This window comes from Brevibacterium oceani (assembly GCF_017948325.1).
GTDB lineage: Bacteria > Actinomycetota > Actinomycetes > Actinomycetales > Brevibacteriaceae > Brevibacterium > Brevibacterium oceani.
In genome coordinates this window covers 2,905,513-2,924,819 of record NZ_CP072846.1, presented here as the reverse complement: position 1 = coordinate 2,924,819, position 19,307 = coordinate 2,905,513, and the positions used below count along the sequence as shown (strand labels likewise).

The 19,307-nt window shown below is 65.8% G+C and carries 16 protein-coding genes and 2 tRNA genes; 7 read left to right on the top strand and 11 right to left on the bottom strand.

Going from position 1 to position 19,307, the window contains the following annotated elements:
- Positions 1-1,302 (bottom strand): NRAMP family divalent metal transporter, encoded by a 1,302-nt coding sequence (locus J9314_RS13005; protein WP_246490384.1) that lies wholly within the window; start codon positions 1,300-1,302, stop codon positions 1-3.
- 308 nt (positions 1,303-1,610) lie between these two features.
- Between J9314_RS13005 and J9314_RS13000 the strand changes: the two genes are divergently transcribed.
- Positions 1,611-2,249, top strand: coding sequence for a GntR family transcriptional regulator (locus J9314_RS13000; protein ID WP_210602768.1), 639 nt, complete (start codon positions 1,611-1,613; stop codon positions 2,247-2,249).
- 292 nt (positions 2,250-2,541) lie between these two features.
- Here the strand turns inward: J9314_RS13000 and J9314_RS12995 are convergent.
- The 6 genes from J9314_RS12995 to J9314_RS12970 form a co-directional block, all read right to left on the bottom strand.
- Positions 2,542-2,614: transfer RNA gene (locus J9314_RS12995), tRNA-Lys, on the bottom strand.
- Positions 2,615-2,810: 196 nt separating this feature from the next.
- Positions 2,811-3,131, bottom strand: coding sequence for a GroES family chaperonin (locus tag J9314_RS12990; protein WP_166972953.1), 321 nt, complete (start codon positions 3,129-3,131; stop codon positions 2,811-2,813).
- Positions 3,124-3,408 carry a DUF3618 domain-containing protein gene (locus tag J9314_RS12985; protein ID WP_210602767.1) on the bottom strand — a complete coding sequence of 95 codons (285 nt, stop codon included), beginning with the start codon at positions 3,406-3,408 and terminating at the stop codon, positions 3,124-3,126. Before J9314_RS12985 ends, J9314_RS12990 begins: the two co-directional genes overlap by 8 nt.
- A gap of 124 nt (positions 3,409-3,532) precedes the next feature.
- The gene (locus tag J9314_RS12980) at positions 3,533-4,258 is read right to left on the bottom strand and encodes an ASCH domain-containing protein (RefSeq protein ID WP_210602766.1); all 726 of its coding nucleotides are present in this window, start codon (positions 4,256-4,258) and stop codon (positions 3,533-3,535) included.
- Between the two features lie 88 nt (positions 4,259-4,346).
- Complete coding sequence (locus J9314_RS12975; RefSeq protein WP_210602765.1) at positions 4,347-5,975, bottom strand: hypothetical protein; 1,629 nt, start codon at positions 5,973-5,975, stop codon at positions 4,347-4,349.
- A 205-nt stretch (positions 5,976-6,180) separates the two neighbouring features.
- A complete protein-coding gene (locus J9314_RS12970; protein WP_210602764.1) occupies positions 6,181-7,959 on the bottom strand; it encodes a hypothetical protein in 1,779 nt (592 codons plus the stop codon).
- Positions 7,960-8,185: 226 nt separating this feature from the next.
- Here J9314_RS12970 and J9314_RS12965 point away from each other — a divergent pair.
- The 4 genes from J9314_RS12965 to J9314_RS12950 all read left to right on the top strand — a co-directional run bounded on the left by J9314_RS12965 (position 8,186) and on the right by J9314_RS12950 (position 12,703).
- A tRNA-His gene (locus J9314_RS12965) sits at positions 8,186-8,258 on the top strand.
- A gap of 134 nt (positions 8,259-8,392) precedes the next feature.
- Positions 8,393-9,232 (top strand): PfkB family carbohydrate kinase, encoded by an 840-nt coding sequence (locus tag J9314_RS12960; RefSeq protein WP_210602763.1) that lies wholly within the window; start codon positions 8,393-8,395, stop codon positions 9,230-9,232.
- Positions 9,233-9,391: 159 nt separating this feature from the next.
- Positions 9,392-10,312 (top strand): dihydrodipicolinate synthase family protein, encoded by a 921-nt coding sequence (locus tag J9314_RS12955; protein WP_210602762.1) that lies wholly within the window; start codon positions 9,392-9,394, stop codon positions 10,310-10,312.
- A 207-nt stretch (positions 10,313-10,519) separates the two neighbouring features.
- Positions 10,520-12,703 carry a choice-of-anchor I family protein gene (locus tag J9314_RS12950; protein WP_210602761.1) on the top strand — a complete coding sequence of 728 codons (2,184 nt, stop codon included), beginning with the start codon at positions 10,520-10,522 and terminating at the stop codon, positions 12,701-12,703.
- 143 nt (positions 12,704-12,846) lie between these two features.
- Here the strand turns inward: J9314_RS12950 and J9314_RS12945 are convergent, their stop codons facing one another.
- Positions 12,847-13,665: a siderophore-interacting protein gene (locus J9314_RS12945; protein ID WP_210602760.1), complete on the bottom strand. Its 819-nt coding sequence runs from the start codon at positions 13,663-13,665 to the stop codon at positions 12,847-12,849.
- Between the two features lie 102 nt (positions 13,666-13,767).
- Entirely contained in the window at positions 13,768-15,099 is a 1,332-nt protein-coding gene (locus tag J9314_RS12940; RefSeq protein WP_210602759.1) for a glutaminase, read from the bottom strand.
- Positions 15,100-15,277: 178 nt separating this feature from the next.
- Here J9314_RS12940 and J9314_RS12935 point away from each other — a divergent pair, with 178 nt between their 5' ends.
- Positions 15,278-16,123 (top strand): hypothetical protein, encoded by an 846-nt coding sequence (locus J9314_RS12935; protein ID WP_210602758.1) that lies wholly within the window; start codon positions 15,278-15,280, stop codon positions 16,121-16,123.
- Between the two features lie 5 nt (positions 16,124-16,128).
- Positions 16,129-16,875 (top strand): hypothetical protein, encoded by a 747-nt coding sequence (locus J9314_RS12930; RefSeq protein ID WP_210602757.1) that lies wholly within the window; start codon positions 16,129-16,131, stop codon positions 16,873-16,875.
- Between the two features lie 99 nt (positions 16,876-16,974).
- Here the strand turns inward: J9314_RS12930 and J9314_RS12925 are convergent, their stop codons facing one another.
- The gene (locus J9314_RS12925; protein ID WP_210602756.1) at positions 16,975-17,307 is read right to left on the bottom strand and encodes an antitoxin; all 333 of its coding nucleotides are present in this window, start codon (positions 17,305-17,307) and stop codon (positions 16,975-16,977) included.
- Between the two features lie 336 nt (positions 17,308-17,643).
- Positions 17,644-19,191 carry a SulP family inorganic anion transporter gene (locus tag J9314_RS12920; protein ID WP_210605673.1) on the bottom strand — a complete coding sequence of 516 codons (1,548 nt, stop codon included), beginning with the start codon at positions 19,189-19,191 and terminating at the stop codon, positions 17,644-17,646.
- Positions 19,192-19,307 lie beyond the last annotated feature (116 nt).

Sequence of the window (19,307 nt, the reverse complement as noted above, 5' to 3'; positions counted from 1 at the left end):
TCACCCTCCGATTCCGATCATTGCGAAGATGGGGCCGATGGACTGCACGGCCGTGTACCACGTGACCAGTGTTGCCGCGGTGCCGATGATGAGCAACCACTTCGGGTACGAATCCGTGCGCAGCAGGCGCTGTCGGAACCAGCCGATGTACATGAAGACCGTCAGGCCGATCGGCAGGATGAGGCCGTTGAAGCCGCCGACGAAGACGAGCAGCGTGGCCGGAGCGGTGCCGAGGACGAGGTAGACGACGAGCGAGACGACGATGAAGGCCACGGTCGCCAGCTGCAGCGGCCAGCCGCCGCCGAGCCGTTTCGAGAACGCGGAGAGGAAGGTCGCCGAGGTGTAGGCGGCGCCGATGACCGAACTCAGTGCCGCGGCCCAGAAGATCGCCCCGAAGATGCGCATGCCGGCATCGCCGAGGACGGCTGCGAAGGCCTGACCGGCGGGGTTGGCCACGCTCGAGTCGAGGTCGAGGGCGACTCCGGAGGCGACCACGCCGAGGATGGCGAGGAAGAGGACGTAGCGCATGACGCCGGTGACGACGATGCCCGAGAGTGCCGAGCGCATGACCGAACCGGCGTTCTCCGGGCCGGTCTTGCCGGAGTCGAGGTAGCGGTGTGCGCCCGAGTAGGTGATGTAGCCGCCGACGGTGCCGCCGACGATGGTGGTGATCGTGGCGAAGTTGATGGTGTCGGGTACGAGGGACTGCTTGATCGCCTCGCCGACAGGCGGGTTCGACACGATCGCGACGATGCAGGTGAGGATGATCATCCCGATGCCGAGGACGAGCACGACGGTGTCGACGACCTTGCCGGCGCGCTTGAACAGGAAGATGCCGATTGCGAGCAGTCCGGTGACGAGCCCGCCGAGCTTCGGATCGATGCCCAGCAGGGCGTTGAGGCCGAGCCCGCCGCCGGCGATGTTGCCGATGTTGAAGGCGAGCCCGCCGACGACGATGAGGATCGAGAGGATGATGCCCGTCCCCGGGATAGCTGAGGATGCGAGCTGGGCGGCGCGTTTGCCCGACGATGTGACCATCCGCCAGATGTTGAGCTGGATGGCGATGTCGATGAGGATCGAGATGAAGATCGCGAAGGCGAAGGCCGCACCCATCTGCGCGGTGAAGGTCGCCGTCTGCGTGATGAATCCCGGCCCGATCGCCGAGGTGGCCATGAGGAAGATGGCCCCGACGATCGCGCTGCGGCTGATCTTCGCCCCGAGCTCGGTCTTCTGATCCGCGGACCCGGAGGCGGTGGCGTCCGAGGTCGGTTCCGGCGGCTGGGCTTCCGGTGCGTCTGGCATGGGAGTCTCCGACTGTCTGTCTTGTCGATCTGGCTGGATTGTCAGTGTGGCTGGATTGTCAGTGTGGCTGGATTGTCAGCGGCGCGATGGCCGATCCGGCCGGGTGGCCGATGGTCGGCTGTGGCCGATGGTGCTCTGTGAGCGGTCCGCGGCTGAGAACAGCGGTGTCTGTGTCGTGGACCACTCGGTGAATTGGTAAACAATCTAGCACCTATTGTTCAACAAACATAGACGTGGGTCACAAGTTCTCAGAGAAATTGTTGACCGGAAGATGGCTGTTCGCGCCGCTCTGTCATTAGGATGAAGGTGTGAATCACGACTCATCCCTGGTCAACAGGCTGACCGCCCGACTCATCGCCGGAGAGCTGCGTCCCGGAGACCGTCTGTCCGAAACGTCGCTGGCCAAGGAATTCGATGTCTCGCGCAACACTCTGCGCGAGGCCTTCCGTGTCCTCGGTGAACAGGGGCTGGTCACTCACATCCCGCACCGAGGTGTCTCTGTGGCGTCGCCGAGCACCGCCGATGTCGTCGACATCTACCGGGTGCGCCATCACGTCGAATGCTCGGTGCTCGAGCATGCTCCGCGCAACCACCCGAATGCGGCGCAGATGGAAGCGGCTGTCGAGGTGGCCGAGAAGTCCGCGGCGGAGGAGAACTGGCTGGAGGTGGGCACGGCGAACATGGCGTTCCACAACGCCGTCGTCTCGCTCTCGGACAGCAGACGGCTGATGCGCTCGTTCTCGAACGTGCTCGCCGAGCTGCGGCTGGCCTTCCTCAAGGTCGAGGTCCTCGACTTCCTCCACGCGCCCTTCATCGAACGCAATCGCGAGGTGCTCGAGGTCTACCGAACCGAGAGTCCGGCTGCCGCCGCGGCGAAGCTCGGCACGTACCTCGGGGATTCCGAACGGCAGGTGCTCGGCGCCTACGCCCGCGCCGGCCAGGACTGAGCGATATAAGGCAAGTTCGGCACACTTCGCGCTGGGCAGCCCAGTTCGGAAACTGGGCTGCCCAGCGCAGAGTGTCCCTCTTGATCCCTCACCCGAGTTGCCTGCTGCCGAGACGATACACCTTTCTCCGGATCACCCACCGAGCAACGTGAGCATTCGAGAGAAGAGTATTCCGATCGGTTTGCCCTGAGATGCCGGTTGGTGTCGCGGACCCCATTTGGGGCTATAAACCACCCGCGAATGCGAAAGAACCGCTCCCGACGTGATGTCGGAAGCGGTTCTGGCTTCTCTGTGCACCCCCCGGGACTTGAACCCGGAACCCACTGATTAAGAGTCAGTTGCTCTGCCAATTGAGCTAGAGGTGCGTGCTGCGCGTCCTGCGCAACGAGAATTAATATTACTCAGGTGTCGGCCGATCATGCAAACCGGGATCGGCCCGTATTCGATTTTGTGATGAACGTCGCAAGCCCCAGGTCAGAGACCCCGGACTTCCGACCGCGCCGACTCGGAACCCAACGATTACGGGTCAGCCGGCACACCCAGTCCGACGCCAGTCGAACCCTATAGATACATCCCCGAACTCGACTGTTCGGCGGTCTCGGAGATCGCATGGACGTCGCGCTCGCGCAACAGCACGTACAGCTGTCCTTCGAGCTCCACCTCGGCGAGCTCCTCCGGATCGTAGAGGACGGTGTCGCCGAGGTTGGCCTGCCGCACATGGGGCCCGGCCGCAACGACCTTGCCCCACACGAGGCGCTTGCCCATGCTGGCGGTGGCGGGGATGACGATGCCCGCCGAGGACTTGCGCTCTCCGGCCTCGGGGCCGGGTTCGAGCAGGATCCGGTCATGGAGCATCCGGATCGGCAGTGGCGAATCAGCCACGCTTGCGACCGGAGAGTCCGACGATCAGGGCGGCGATACCGAGGACGGCACCGGCACCGAGGGCGATGATCTCGGGCTTGGGGGAGCCGTCCTCCTCGACGACCTCGGACTTGGCCTTGTTCACTGCGCGCGTCGCCAGCACCTTGGGGTGGATGCGTCCGACGAGCTCGTCGATGCTGTCAGCGATGCGCTCCTCGCGCAGACGGATCGACTCCGCGAGCTGTGCGGTTGTCGCCTGGTCGACGGTCACATCTGAGGTGTAGACGTTGTCAGTCATCGGGTCGAGTCCTCCCGGTCGAGAATGCAGATTGCGTCTGTGACCTTGTGCCACAGTGCTTCGCGTTCCAGCTTAGCGGCTGGGGGATGCGAGTGTCAGATATCGGGTGCGGTTCGGTGGAATCTTACGATCTCGACTTCTGCTTCAGTCGGAACCGCACGATCTCGACCTCCGCATCCGTCGGCATCGCGGGGTAGTGACCGCGGAGGTTCGCGATGTAGCGGTCCACTCCGTCCGTTCCGTTCACCTCCAGATCGCCCGGGCTGAGTTCCGCGACGCGTTTCACCGTCACCGAGATGACTTCCACCGGCAGCGGATCGAGCTCCGTGTCCTCGAAATAGGCCAGAGCCTCACCGGTGCTGTGGGATTCGTTCCAGCGCACCGTCAGGGTCTTGGTCCCCGCGGCGACCGCCTCGGCGCAGCGGGCATTGAACCGCAGGAGTCGCAGCGGTGCCGCGTCCGGGTGCCGGTAGGAGTGGGGGAGGAGGGCCGGGATCGGTGCGATCGTGGGCTCGCCGGTGGCTTTGTCGGGCAGTGCAACGAGTGCGTCCGGGTGGAGGTCGAGGATGACCTGCCGGCACCGGCCGCAGGGGGCGAGCAGGCCGCGGTCGTGGTCGCCGACTGCGGCGATCGTCACCAGCGGACCCGATCCGGCCGCGGCGGCGGTTCCGATGGCGACGAGTTCGGCGCACGGCCCGCCGGTGAAGTGGTGGACGTTGACGCCGGTGTGGATGCGCCCGGACGTGTCCATTGCGGCCGCGGCGACCGTGTGGGAGGCATCGGCTCCGAGGCGGCGCGCGAGCGCTCCGGCCGCGTCGATGACGCGCAGTTCGGAGTCGAAGAGGTCCATGACTGCGATCTTAAGTCACAGATGCGTAGGTGATCCTGGGTGAGTGAAGGAAATCCTCGCCGACGTGGCCGACCTCGTCCGTGGGTCCTCAGTCCTGCTTGCCGCGGCGTCCCATGATGTAGATGATGAAGCCGACGGCGGCCATTCCGGAGGCGGCGAGGACGAAGACCGGCCAGGAGCTGACGATCGTCGACACGATGGATTCGCCGAACGACGTCGAGGGCTGCTGATTCGCGCGCGGAGAGGGCTTGTCCCCTCCGGTGATGAGGTCGGTGTCGTCCTTCGGGGTAGGGGCATCGGGGTTCTGCGGCACCGGATCCGAATAGTCGGGGCGTTCGGAGTGGTCCTCGTCGCCGGGCAGCCATTCGTCGCCCGCGGTGCCGGGAATGGTCTCCCTCTCGTCGTCCTTCGAACCGTTGCCGTTCGACGGGTCAGGGGTGGTGTTGTCGCCGTCGGCTGTGCCGACAGGGGAGCCGTCCGGGTCGTCGGAGTCGTTGCCGTCGTCGTCCTTGGACGACGAGTCCGAACCCGAACCCGCGGAATCCGAGTCGCTGTTGCGGGAGTCGTCGGACCGTGCCCCGGAGTCCGAATTGGAGCTCTTGCCGTCGGTGTCGTCGTCCGTCGCCGAGTTCGCCTGGTCCTTGGACCCGGAGTTCGATGCCGAGTTGCTGTCCGATGAAGAATTGCTGTTCGACGACGCGGAACTGGTCGAAGAGGCACCGTCCTCGTCTCCCGAAGTGTCGCTGGAGTCGTTGCTCGCAGAATTCGACCGATCGGCATCACTACTCGCCGAGTCGTTCGAACTTGCATTGTCGTTGTTCGATCCGTCCTTGGCGGCGGTGCGCTCGTTGTCGGCCGTTCCGTCCTGGTCGGCGCCGTTCGTGGAACCGTCGTCGTCGGCCGACCCTTCGTCCGAATCAGTGTATTCTTTGCCCTTGGCAGTGATGTTTTTGCCGTCGGCGGTGAACGTCCACTTCGGGTCGGAGTCGAAGTTCTCGAACTTCATCGGCTCGCTGGAGCCGGCGGCTCTAATCACGCCGTCTTCGCCGAACTCGAACTTCGTGGGAACGTCGGCCTGTGCGGTCGCATCGGCGACGGACTGTCCGCTGTCATCGGTGTCCGAGTCGCTGCCTCCGGAGCCTGTGTTGCCGTCGGCCGTTGAGTCCTGAGCGGGAATGCGCACCATCGACTGCTTCGGGCCCTCGAATTGTACGTTCTTCCAGCTTTCGGGCAGGCTGCCGGGATCGCCATTCGGTGCGGTCACAGAGAGCTGCTGGGTCTTCGAGTCCCATTCCGCCTTGAGTGTCTTAGCGGGTTCGCAGGGACCGTCTTCACCTGGTGTCGGCTCGCCCTCTTCGGGAGCCGCGCACGCTTTGTCGTAGTTAGGATCAGGTTCATTGTCGTCCGAACCGTCGCCATTATCGTCCGATTCGTCGGCGGGCTCCGAATCGGCATCGGGATCGCTATCGGCGGCTGTCGGCCCCGGACCGTCGGAATCGTTGCCGTTGGAGGCATCATCGCCGCTGGAAGAGTCGGTCCCCTCGGAATCAGCGGCAGCCTCGGTGTCGGCGGTATCTGTCGAACCGGCTTCAGCCGAAGGGGATGGTGAGGGCTGCGCGAATGCGGGGGTGAACGTCGAGGAGACAGGCAGTGCCACCAAGGCAAGCGCAGCGCCGATGGCGGCGATTCTGCGGTTGAACTGGTGTGAAACTGGCACTGCGTTCCTTAGCGGAGGGGATTCCGGCACTATGGGGTCAAGGGGACATGACGTTCAGACACATCGATCCCATCTTAATGGCTTGATCAGATGTGTTAAAGCCTGGGCTCGTTCGGCCGCAGGGACGGACGTCGGACCACTGTCCTGACCTGGACCTCGACAACCGATCCCCGGGCCGCCGGCCATCGAACTGCCGATCACCGGGCTACCTGTCCTCGGAGTCTGAGGTCTTCGGATACGAGCGGACCGTGGAGTCGTCGCCGAGTACCAGTGCCGAATCGCCGCCGTTGACGATGGCCAAGAGGTCGGTGTCGGTCTTGAACGCGTGCTTTCCGGCCAGCAGGCACGACGTGTTCGTGTCCATGGTGCAGGGGACGATGGTTCCGCGCGGTTCAGAGAGGTGAATGTCGCGGTTGGAGACATCCATGAGCAGCAGACCCGACTCGAGGTCGAAGAGGTAGGGGCCGATATAGGCGCGCTGGCCGCCCTGACCGCGCACCCAGGACTTCTCGCCGACGATGTCGGTGGTCGTGGTCACGGTCGAGAGGATCGAACCGTCCTTGAGGGAATGGACGACGAGCTGGATCCGGTGGCCGGAGTTCGTCGACGCGCCCTGCTCGCCCCACAGGGTGATGGCCTTCCCGTGACCAGCGGAGATCCAGTCGATGATCTGCAGGTCGTCGGCGGGACGTTCGAGGTCGATGCTGCGTTCGTCCCCGGTCTTGACGTTCTTGGCCTGGACCGGTCCGTTCCAGTCGGAACTGAAGAGCTCGTCGTCCTCGATCGCCATCGGCGTCGAACCGGCTTCCGGGGTCGGCACGTTCTCGAGGCCGTCGGCACCGAAGGTGGAGAGCTTGTTGCCGGACTTGATGAGGACGCTCGTGCCGGCCGAGGTGATGCGAGCGTTCTCCGGCAGCCGATAGGACTTGGGCTTCTTATCACCGTCGAAGAGCGCCTCGGCGGTGTCGCCTGCCTGCCACAGCAAGGCGGGACGGCCGTCGATGACGGTGTCGACGGCAAATGTCGGGGCCTCGCTGATCTTCGCTTCGTAGCGGGACTTGCCGGTGTCGGAGTCGAGGACTTCGAGCTTGTTCTTATAGACGAGGAGGACGCCGCGGTCCGAGGCGGTCACCGACGCCTTCTTCGGCACCTTGGCCTCCCAAGAGGGGGAGTTGTCGAAACTCGGAACGACGTCGTTGGTTTTGTCGACGGAGAATTCGGAGGCCGGATTGATCTGCTGCTCTGAGCCGATCGTCTGCGGCGAATCATCATCGTTGACGGGGACGATGTTGGGGACGACGAACGCCCCGATCATGAGGATCGCCAGCCCGATGAGGACCAGACCGGGAACGGTGACCTTCCTCAGTCGCTGCGGACGGCTCCGAGCGGAGCGCTTCCGCACTCGGGTCTTCTTCACTGCGGGTGCCGCGGGTGCGGCCGGGCCGGAGAACGGGGTCCCGAGCGGATAGCCGTCGCCGCCGCTGCCCTTCTGTTGGGCGCTGTCGTCGGACGGCTCTCGGTCTTCGGAGCCGGCATCCGTGGTCGCGTTGCCGGTCCCGGTGCCGGTGGCCCCGGCGGCCCCGGCGGCGCCGGCGGGGGCTGTGGCGGCGCGGGAAGCAGCGCTGTCGCCGGATTCGGCGGCGGCCGCCTCGGCGTTGGAATCGTCATGGTCCTCGTCTGTGGACCGCGCGCCCGCGGATTCCGAAGTCCCATCCGCGGAATCCGCTGTCGGAGCGTTCGCACCTGACGAGGATTCGGGCTCTGGACTCGACGAGGTTGAGCCCAGCCGTCCGTCCTTATCGATGACCACCTCGGCGGTCTGGGTGCCGTCGTCGATGGTCACGGCCAAGGGTGTTTCGGTCTCTCGGGCGTAGTCGCCGAGGTAGGCGATGGCCTGTCCGGTGTCCGAATAGCGACTCGTCGCCCCGTTGAGGGAGATGTAGGTGAACCCGTCATCGGAGACGGAGATCAACGCACGAGTCATGTACAGGGTTCCTTGAGTGATATCGAGGACAGGGCCGAATCAATCCTAATGAATGTCGCTGGGTGCTCCTACCGGTTTTCCGAAACCGTTATACAACGCTACTGAATCGTTGCACGTGAGGAGATCTCTGTCTCATTGTGCCAGGCGGGCGGTTCCGGTTTGCCCGTCTCCCGCGGGTGAGGTTAGGATATATCTTGCTGTCTGCACCTGCGGTGCAGCGCATGTGGTGGGTATAGCTCAGCTGGTAGAGCGCCGCGTTGTGGTCGCGGATGTCGCGGGTTCAAGTCCCGTTACTCACCCCGATCGGGAAGCCCCGTGATCCGTTGGTATCAGCGGAACACGGGGCTTTTCCCATCCGCCGTGGGGTTCTGCCCGCGACGAACTGCCTGCGGCGATCTGCCCGCGATGAGGATACGCCGTCGATAATGGTCCCATGACCATCGACTGCTCACTGGCCGTCGTCGGCAGCATCAACGCCGACATCACCGCCACCATCTCCCGACTGCCCACCACAGGTGAGACCGTCGGCGGTGGCATGCTGACACGCTCACCTGGCGGGAAGGGCGCGAATCAGGCCGCAGCGGCCGCCCGCCTCGGTGCGCGCACCCGGATGATCGGCGCTGTCGGGGATGATGCCGAGGGCCGGGAAATGGTTAAGGCCCTGCGCGCGGCCGGGGTCCTCACCGAAGACATCGCCGAGGCGGACGCCCCGACCGGGACCGCGCTGATCATGGTCGACGCTCACGGTGAGAACCAGATCGCCGTATGTGAAGGGGCGAACACCGAGGCCGGCCTCGACGGGGTGGAGTTCGCCGACGACGAGGCGGTGCTCACCCAGCTCGAGATCTCCATGGATCTCGTCACCGAGCTCGCCGCTCGAGTGCCCGGATTCTTCGCCGTCAACGCCGCCCCGGCCCTGCCCCTGCCCGCCGAGGTGGTCGATCGTGCCGATCTCATCATCGTCAACGAGACCGAGTACTCCCTCATCCCGCAGCTGCAGGAGGCGAGGCTCGTGGCCGTGACCTTTGGATCCCGAGGGTCGTCCCTATTCGCCCGCGGTGAGCAGATCGCCTTCGCCGAGGCGCTGCCGAGGACCCCGGTGAGCACCGTCGGCGCCGGTGACGCCTTCGCCGCGGCCCTGACCATCGGGCTGCGCATGAGCCTCGTTCCCGAACGCGCCCTGTGCGCGGCCAACGCCGTCGGCGCCGCGGCCGTGATGGACGCCGCTGCGCAGCCGGCCTTCGACCCGTTCGAGGCGTACCTGTCCGACTGACCTCCCTCGGCGACTCCTGACAGCTGCCGTCTCGTCTGAACCGACTGACCTGGCAGACTGGGACCCAGCGGACTCGTCCGCTGCCACACTCCGGCCAGCCGTCATCGCACCGGCCACCACTCGACCAGCCACCACCCGACCCTTCGAGGAGGACACCTGATGAGTACCCCAGCGTACGACCCTTCCCTGTTCACCGGGCTGAGCGCCTTCCCGCTCACCCCGTTGGACGGCGAGAACCTCGACGAGGATGCCTACATCGGTCTCATCGAACGGCTCGTCCTCGCCGGCGTCGACTCGATCACGGCCCTCGGTTCGACCGGATCGTACGTCTACCTGGATACCGAGGAACGTGCACGGGTCGCGGAGCTGACCGTCGAATCGGCCCTCGACATCCCCGTCCTCGTCGGCGTCGGAGCGCTGCGGACACGGGACGTGCTCGCCAATGTCGCCTCCGCCGAGGCCGCCGGTGCGCAGGGTCTGCTGCTGGCGCCGGTGAGCTACCAGCCGCTGACGACCGACGACGTGTTCGAACTCTTCCGCACCGTCGCCGCCTCCACCGACCTGCCGATCGTCGTCTACGACAACCCCGGCACCACCCACTTCACCTTCACCACAGAGTTCTACGCCCGACTCGCCGAACTCGACGGTGTGGCCTCGATCAAGATCCCCGGCTTCCCGCTCTCACCGGCCGGCTGGGATGAACGCATCGGTGAGATCCGCGCGGCGATCGGCAATGAGGTGACCATCGGCATCTCCGGCGACGCGTTCGGTGCCGACGGTCTCATCGCCGGCTGCGACGCCTGGTACACGGCCGTCGGCGGAACCCTGCCCGAACCGATGCTCGAGATCACCCGCGCCGCCGAACTCGGCAACGTCGACGTGGCCCGGGAGCTCTCCGCCGAGCTCCAACCGCTGTGGGATCTCTTCGCCGCTCACGGCGGCAGCCTGCGGGTGACCGCGGCCATCGCCGAACACTTGGGCCTCGTCGGTCCGGGCAGCCTGCCGCTGCCGATCCGAGGTCTTGACGGCGCTGCCAAGCGCACCGTCGCCGAGGTGGTCGACCGCCTCGACCTCGCCTGACCCGGTCCGTAGGCCGACCGCTCACCTCAGCGTCGACCGCTCGCCGCATGACTCGGTACAGAGTCGGCAACGTGAGCGGTCGGCGGACAGAGGCGAGGGCGTTCACCAGGTGTCCATCTGGGGTTCGACACCGGGTCATGCCGGGTGCCTATGAATGGGTGATTGCGGGTCCAGCCGGTCCGCGCCCATCACGATCCCGGAGACTCGATGACTAACCCCCTGTCTGCGAAGACGCTCACGGCCCAGGCGGCCGCCCTCCTGCTGACCACCGGATTCGCCGTCGGCGGCACGGTCGCGACCGCACCTGCCCACGCGGCGGAAGTGTCCGATCCGATCATCTCTTCGGCGCCCGATGCGCAGATCGAGATGGGGTTCCTCGGCTCCCACGGGACCGGCCAGTTCGACGAGTCCGCTGCCGAGATCACGGCCGTCCACGGCGACACCGTCTTCACCGTCAATGCGCAGGCGGCCACCGTCGACGTCCTCGACGCCTCGGACCCCGCGAACCCGAAGAAGGTCTCCGAGATCACCGGCACCGGAGTGGCGAACTCGGTGGCGATCCGCGATGACGGACTCGGTGTCATCGCATTGGAGGATGAGGACAAGACCCGTCCCGGCTCAGTGATGTTCTTCGACGCGAACGACCCCGAGGCGGAGCCGCTGGGTCAGGTGCCGGTTGGGTCCCTGCCCGATATGGTCACCGTCACTCCCGACGGCACCCACGCCCTGGTGGCGAACGAAGGCGAACCGGCCGATGACTTCTCGACCGATCCCGAAGGATCGGTGTCCGTCATCGATCTGCCCGCCGAGGTGGCCGCACCGTCGGAGTCGGACGTGCACACGGCCGACTTCCACGAGTTCGAAGACGGCGGGACGAAGACCCTGCCCGAGGACGTGCGGATCTTCGGCCCCACCCCCGAGGCGGGCCTGCCGGTCTCGCGCAATCTCGAACCCGAATACATCACCGTCGCCGGGGACAAGGCCTACGCCACCCTGCAGGAAGCGAACGCGATCGCAGTCGTCGACATCGCCGAGGCCGCGGTGGAGACGATCCTCCCGCTGGGGCTGAAGGACCACGGGCAGGCGGGCAACGGTCTCGATGCCTCGGACCGCGACCCCGAGGACGCGCCCACGGTGAACATCACCGAGTACGAGGGGCTCAAAGGCGCGTACATGCCCGACACGATCTCGACGTTCTCCGCCGGCGGCACGGACTACCTGGTCACCGCGAACGAAGGCGACTCTCGAGAATGGGGAGACTTCGTCGACGGAGCCCGAGTCAAGGACCTCGGCGAGGACGGTCTGTCACCGGTGTGTGAGGCCTCGCCGCTTGCTGACAAGCTCGACGATGAGGACCTCGGACGACTCAACATCATCACCGATATGGGACTGAGCGAGGACGGCGACTGCTATGAAGAACTCGTGGCCTTCGGCGCCCGGTCGTTCTCAGTGTGGACGACCGATGGGAAGCTCGTGGCCGATTCCGGTGACGAGTTCGAACGGCTGACCGCCGAGGCGGTGCCGGAGTTCTTCAACTCGAACCACTCCGAATCGAATCTGGAAGGACGCAGCGATGATAAGGGACCCGAACCCGAGGCGCTGACCATCGGGGAAGTGGGGGAAACGACCTACGCCTTCGTCGGCTTCGAGCGCATCGGAGGGATCGCCGCCTTCGATCTCACCGACCCGAGCGCGCCGAAGTTCGCAACCTATTTCAACAACAGAGACTTTTCGGTGTCGGTCGAGGACGAGATCGAGGATGCCTCCGATCCGGCCGCGCTGCTCGCAAGCGCCGGCGACCTGGGGCCGGAGGGCATCACGTTCCTCAGCGCCGATGAGTCGCCCACAGGCGAGGCCGCGCTGGTCGTCGGCAACGAGGTGTCGGGAACGACGAGCCTGTACTCGGTGGCCGACCTCGCCGATGGCGGGGATGGCGGAGACAAAGGGGATGAGAACGCCGGAACCGACGAAGACGCTGGCGCGGACACAGATGCCGGAGCAGGCGCGGACGCAGCGGCCGGTACCGGCGCCGAAGCGGATGAGGATGGCGGAAACGGCACTGATGCGGATGGTGCCGGCTCCGACGACGACGGCGCCGCTGAAGGTGCGGGCAGCGGGTCGGATTCGGGTACAGGGACAGGTGCCGACGGAGCTGGCTCAGACTCCGGCAGCACCGGTTCGAGCGGGACGTCGGCATCAGATGGGTCCGGATCGGACGAGCCCGGATCAGATGCGTCCGCCGATGGCACCGACGGTTCGACCGACGCCAATGGAGGCCCGCTGCCGCGCACGGGCGCTGATCTCGGTCAGTACCTCATCCTCGGCGGGATCGCCCTGGGCCTGATCGCCCTGGGCATCGCGGCCTTCCTGCTGACCCGCCGCCGAGGCTGACTCGCAACCACGAATTCGCCGACCGGTCGAGTTGCCTGCGAAAGCTCGCCGCATAACGCGGTACAGCGTCGCTGACTCGAGCGGTCGGCGAAGGGGCCCGTCACAACCGCGGTCGGCGAAGGGCGGGTCCCAGCCAGTCCCTGTCAGTCGATCTTGCCGATGGGTTCGCGCTTCTCGGCCTGGAACTGGTCCTCGGCTCGGCCGCGGGCCCAGTAGGCCGAGATCGACAGCGACTCGCGGGGAACCTCGTGTTCCTTGAAGATCTTGCGGATCGTCTTGATCGTCTCGCGCTCTCCGTGGGCGAAGACCTGCGGAGTCCCTTCCGGCCAGTCGAGTTCGCGCACCGCGGCAATCAGCGCCTCGTCCGAATCGACCCAGGTGACGTCGAACCCGGCGGGCAGCTCGGGGAGCAGTCGATCCTCGGCATGTTCGACATTGGCGAGGATGACACCGGTCGCCTCCGCAGGCATCGCTTCGAGTGCGGAACTCACGGCAGGGATCGCCGTGTGGTCGGCGATGAGCAGATGCCACGGGACGTCCGCCTCGGGGGCGTATTTGCCGCCGGCTCCGACGAGGACGATCTGATCGCCTACCCGGGTGCTCTTCGCCCACGGACCGGCAATGCCCTCATCGCCGTGGACGACGAAGTCGATCTTCACCCATTTCTCGACCTCGTTGATCTCGCGCACCGTGTAGGTGCGGTTGCGCGGCAGCTTCTCCGGGGAATTCTCGCGCAGATCGGCCAGGTCGTAGGGAGGGGTCAGCCCGTGCTGCGGATCGGCGAACATGATCTTGACGTATTTGTCGGTGGCGTCGTTGTTCGAGATCGCGTCGAGTCCCGACCCTCCGGCGGTGATGCGGATGAGGTTCGGAGTGATCTCCTCGATTGCCTGGACGCTGAGGATGGCCTGGGGTTTCGGAGGACGAGCGGGACGCTGGTCAGGAGTGGCGGATGCCGTCATGGGGTTCCTTCCGTGGAAAAGCCCACGCCGAGGCGGTCGGAGGGCCGCCTCGGCGCTGAAGGGATTGTAAGGCTCACCTTAGCAAATGCCGATCAGCCTGACCTACCTGACGCGTTCGGCCATCTCTCGTCGGCGGTCGTCGCGGACACGCTTGAGTCCCTTGACGGACTTGAGTGAATCGAGGATCGTCGCGCCCGGCAGCGCCGAGTTCGGGCCCTTGCACTGCATCATGTCATCGGGGTCCATGAGCACCACACGGGTGCCGTCGTCCTCGAGGCGGGACAGGGCCTCGGTGAGCATGTATCGGGCCACCGAGTTGATCTCGTTGACCCGGCGCAGGTCGAGCACGAACGTGTCCGTGGTCGACTCCGGTTCGTCCATGGCGCGCAGGACGTTCTCCGAGCCGCTCCACTGGATGAGCCCCTGCAGGCTGCAGATGCGGACCATCTTGCCCTCGCCGTCGACGAAGCGACGGTCACGGCGGATGATCGAGCGTGCCGGTTCGGGTGCGTCCATGATGTGCAGGCTCAGCCGGTTCGAGAGGTCTTGGAAGATCTTCGCTCCGCGCACGCTCGTGCCGTGCTTGTCCAGGCGCGGGGAGTAGGTCGCGATGCCGACCTGTCCGGGCATGACGCCGAAGACTCCGCCGGAGACGCCGCTCTTGGCGGGAATCCCGATCTCCGTCATCCAGTCGCCCGCGGCGTCATACATCCCGCAGGTCATCATCACCGCGAGCACCTGCCGGTTGACCCTGGGGGAGAGCACCTGTTCGCCGGTGAGAGGGTTGACGCCGCCGCCGGCGAGCGTGGAGGCCATGATCGCGAGGTCCTTGACCGTGACGAGGATCGAGCACTGCTCGATGTAGCCGCGCACCACCTCGTCGGGGTCATCGTAGAAGATGTCGTAGGAGCGCAGCATGTTCGCGATCGCGACATTGCGGTAGGCCTCGCGCCATTCGCCGTCGGCGACGCCTTCGTCGATCGCCAGCTCGCGACCGGCGAATCGGGAGAGCCCGGCGCGGACGATCTCGGTGCGTTCGGCCAGGCTCGCACCCGGATCGCCGAGGACGGAGTGGATGGTCATGGCCCCGGCGTTGATCATCGGGTTGAGCGGCCGGCCCGACTTCTTATCCAGCGAGAGCTCGTTGAACTTCTCACCGCTGGGTTCGACGCCGACCTTCTCGAGCACGCCGGCCAGACCCTCCTGTTCGAGGGCGAGGCCGTAGATGAAGGGCTTCGACATCGACTGGATGGAGAACTCGTGCTCGGCATCCCCGGAGGTGTATTCGATGCCGTCGAGGGTGGAGATGCAGATCGCGAGCTTCTCCGGATCGGCGGCGGCGAGGTCCGGAATGTAGTCCGCGTTCTCTCCGGACCGATCGGGACGGAAACGATCGAGCGTCTCATCGAGGAAATCCGGGATGGGTGATCGCATGGCTCCTCCTGCTGCATGTGGGGTCGGTCGTGTGGCCGCTCATCTCGCGTCCACGGCTGAGACAGCGCGGCTTGACGCAGACTGCCATTCTCACACACTCGAGCGTCGACGGCGCATGTTCCAGGACTGGCACCGATCGTGGCGCCCCTGCCATCGGCGGCGATCCTACGGTGGAACCATGACACGGACCAAGCTGTTCCTCATCGCCGGCTTCGCGGTCTCCGCCGTCGCCGTGATCGTCGTCGGCGTCCTCGGGATGGTCGTCCGCTGCGTCGCACCCCAACCCGAGGCGCAGGATCTGCCCGATCATGCGCTGACCCCGGAAGAGACCATCACCGAGGTGGCCCCGCACAAGGAGGGAACCGTGGCGGTCCGTCAACGGCTGGTCTTCGAGGCCCCACCCGAGGGTGGGGACTCCGTGGGACTGTGGGTCGGCAGCGGGGGACTCGGCAGGAATCCGGTCAACGGCAGCCGTCTGGCGATGATGCCGGTCGTTGAGGAGCTCACCGCGGTGGAGCTGAGCACGGACGCAGGGTCGACGCGCCGACAGCCGCAGGAAGCAGGCGAACTCGACGTGGAGGTCGAGACCACGCGTGAGAAGGACTTCGACTATCCCAGGGCGCACTTCTCACTCCGCCCGAAGGACTCGGAGGGACGGGCCGCGCGGTGGGAGGAGGGTCGACACGTCGTCGGGGTCGACTACGTGCTCGACAAGGTCTTCCTCACTGTGTCCGGCCGCGAGGCCATCGTCCTCCCGCTGTCTGTCATCGGCGCACCCCGAGCGACCGAGGCGACGCACACGATGATCGTCGACACCGATGGCCCGCTGCACTGCCCGGCGAACAATGTCGACTTCGCACTGACAGACTGCGCCGATGACTTCGCGCAGATCGACAACGCCGGAACCGACGGCACGAGCCGAATGACCTGGCGGGAGGACAACGACTTCGACCATGACGTCGTCGTCATCGACCCGCCCGAGAACATGAACGCCCGACCTATTCACCCGATCGAGAGAGGCTGATGAGCATGCCGAACGAACGATGTGCCGAGGCGACGGCCGCAGTGTCGGCCTCGGTGCTGACTGGGTCGATCGTCGTTGTGGGATTGATGCCCGGCGGCGCGGATGCGGCACCGAATCCGCTGCGGGGCAGCGAGACGACGCACACGATGACGATCGCCGCCGACGGCTCCTATACCGTACGGATGGACACGACGATCGACCTGGCACTCGAGACGCGCTGGGGCTTCGGCGACGAGATCCACGACGGATTCCGCCTGCCCGACACCGACGCTCTGCTGCCGCCCTATCTGCGGGCGACGTATTCGCAGCCGCGGGGAAGCATCGAATCGACCCCCGCCGAGGCGACCCTTAAGAAGGAGCTGCACTCCGTGGACATCGGGTTCAGTACGGACGACCTCGATCCGGGACGCCACCGGGGGACACTTGACTATCGGGTCAACGGTGCCGCGATTCCTGCTGCCGACCTCACCGAGAGCAGGGAGAGCACGGAGGGCAGTGACGATGGCGGAGTCATCGTCTACTTCCGTCCTCTCGATCGCGGCAAGCTCGTCATCGAATCCGATGCGCGCATCACCGGCGTCGACTGTGAAGCACTGGCCCCGCACGGCAAACCGTGTGGTGAGAAGACGAAGGGCTCATGGTTGGTGTCGGCGGAGGAGATCGAGCGCTCGCGACCCCACAGCATCGATGCCGTGCGGATCACCCTCGATGCGGACCCCGACGGGGTCGACGATCCCGTCATCGATTCCTAGGCTGCGATTCTCGGGCTGCGATCCCGAGGCTGCAGACAGATTCGAGGCCCCCACCGATGACGGTGGGGGCCTCGGCCCTGAGGATTGCCAGAGACAGAATCAGTTGTTGCTGCGCGGGTCCGTGCCCTCCTCGCCGCGGCTGGACTCCGAGCCGTTGCGAGGATCGTCGGCCTGCTCGCGCTCGCCGTCATTCCGTTCAGCGCTGCGGCCTTCGTCCTGTCCACGCTCGTTGCCGATCGCGTTGTCGGCGGCGTCTCTGGCCTTCTGGATCTTCTCGGAGTGCTTGCCGCCGGTCAGCGACTCCGCGACGCCTGCCGCTTTGTCGAGGACCGAATCGCTCATCTGCTCGGCCTTGTCGGAGTTGAGCTTGTCCTTGACCTTGGGGTCGTTGGCGAGATTCTTCGCTTTGTCGAGGAACTTGTCGAATGCCATGGCACGGTCCTTCGTGTCGGTCGAGCGCTCTGTCGATGCAGATCGCGGGGTTGGACTGGGGACGCTTCGAATCCTAGTGGCGGTGTCTGTGACGCAACTGGCAATGCCCCGCCATTCCAGCGAGAGACGCGCGCTTGAACGAGAGATCCGCGCTCGAACGGGAGACAAGTGGGTCCAGATTGCCATTTTCACGTCGGATATGTGCATTCTGAACCCACTTGTCTGGCTGCGGGAGTGGCCAGACAGCCTCGCCGACAGGAAATTGCCCCAGCCCGCTGGACGGCCGACTCAGCCACGAAGGCCCGCTGGACGGCTGCCCCAGCCCGCCGGCGGCGGCTACCCCAGCCCTCCGGACAGTCGAGCGTGGAGTGACTCGGTGTAGGCGTTCATGCCGATCAGTTCGACTCTCGTGCCCAGGGCCTCGTACTTCGTCACGATCGCGTCGAGGGCGGCCACGCTCGAGGCGTCCCAGACGTGCGCTTCGCTCATGTCGATGACGACCAGGCCGGGGTCGTGCGTGTAGTGGAACTGGGTGGTCAGGTCGTTCGAGGAGGCGAAGAAGAGCTCGCCGCGGACCGCGTAGTGGGCGACTGCCTCGGTGCCGGTGGGATCAGACACACCCGCGTCGTCAGCGGGTGCGGCGTCGTCGGTGACAGTGCGTTCGACGGTGACGAAGTGGGCCACTCGCCGGACGAAGAGCACACTGGCGATGAACACGCCGATGACGACCCCGATCGCCAGGTTGCCGGTGGCGACGACGACCGCGACGGTGGCGACCATGACGAAGGTCTCGGACTTCGGCAGCGTCCGCAGGGTCTTCGGGCGGATCGAATGCCAGTCGAAGGTGTCGACGCAGACCATCATCATGATCGCCGCGAGAGCGACCATCGGGATCATTCCGACGATGTCGCCGAGGGCGACGACGAGGAGCAGCAGGAACGCTCCGGCCATGAACGTCGAGATCCTCGTCCTGGCCCCGGACGCGCGGACGTTGATCATCGTCTGCCCGATCATCGCGCAGCCGCCCATCCCGCCGAAGAGCCCGGAGATCATGTTCGCCGCCCCCTGGCCCCAGGATTCACGGGTCTTGTTCGAATGGGTGTCGGTGATCTCGTCGACGAGCTTCGCCGTCATCAGCGACTCCATCAGCCCGACCAGCGCCATCGCCAGCGAATACGGAGCGATGGTGCGCAGCGTCTCCCAGGTCAGCGGCACGTGCGGGATGGAGAGTGAGGGCAGACTGCGCGGCAGCTCACCCTGATCGCTGACCGTGGGCACGTCGAGGGCGAAGGCGACGGCGATGCCGGTGACGACGACGATCGTCACCAACGGCGCGGGAATGATCTTCGTCCACTTCGGCATGAGCACGAGCACGATGACGGCGAGGGCCAGCAGCGGGTAGACCATCCACGGCACCCCGATGACATGGGGCACTTGGGCCGCGAAGACGAGGATGGAGAGGGCGTTGACGAACCCGACCATGACGCTGCGGGGGATGAAGCGGATGAGCTTCGCGACTCCGCACACGGCCAGCAGGATCTGGAAGACGCCGGCGAGGATGACGGTGGCGATGAACATGTCCATCCCGTGCTCGCGGGCGACCGGTGCGATGACGAGTGCCACGGCACCGGTGGCCGCGGAGATCATGGCCGGGCGGCCGCCGAGGATGGCGATCGAGGTGGCCATGATGAACGCGGAGAACAGACCGACCTTCGGGTCGACACCGGCGATGATCGAGAACGCGATCGCCTCGGGGATGAGCGCCAACCCGACGACGAGCCCGGCGAGCACCTCACGGGTGAGCAGCCTCGGCGACTTCAGGGCTGTGAGCACGGTCGGGTCGGGGCGGTAGCGGCGGGAGTCGTCGGTCGTTGCGGCGGGGATCGGTGTCGTCACTTCCGGAACCTTACCCGATCGCTGGGATGGTCGGCCTCTCGCCGAGGCGGCTCAGCCGTCCCGCCCGAGTCACCGGGCACACTCGGCTCAACGTATACTCGCGG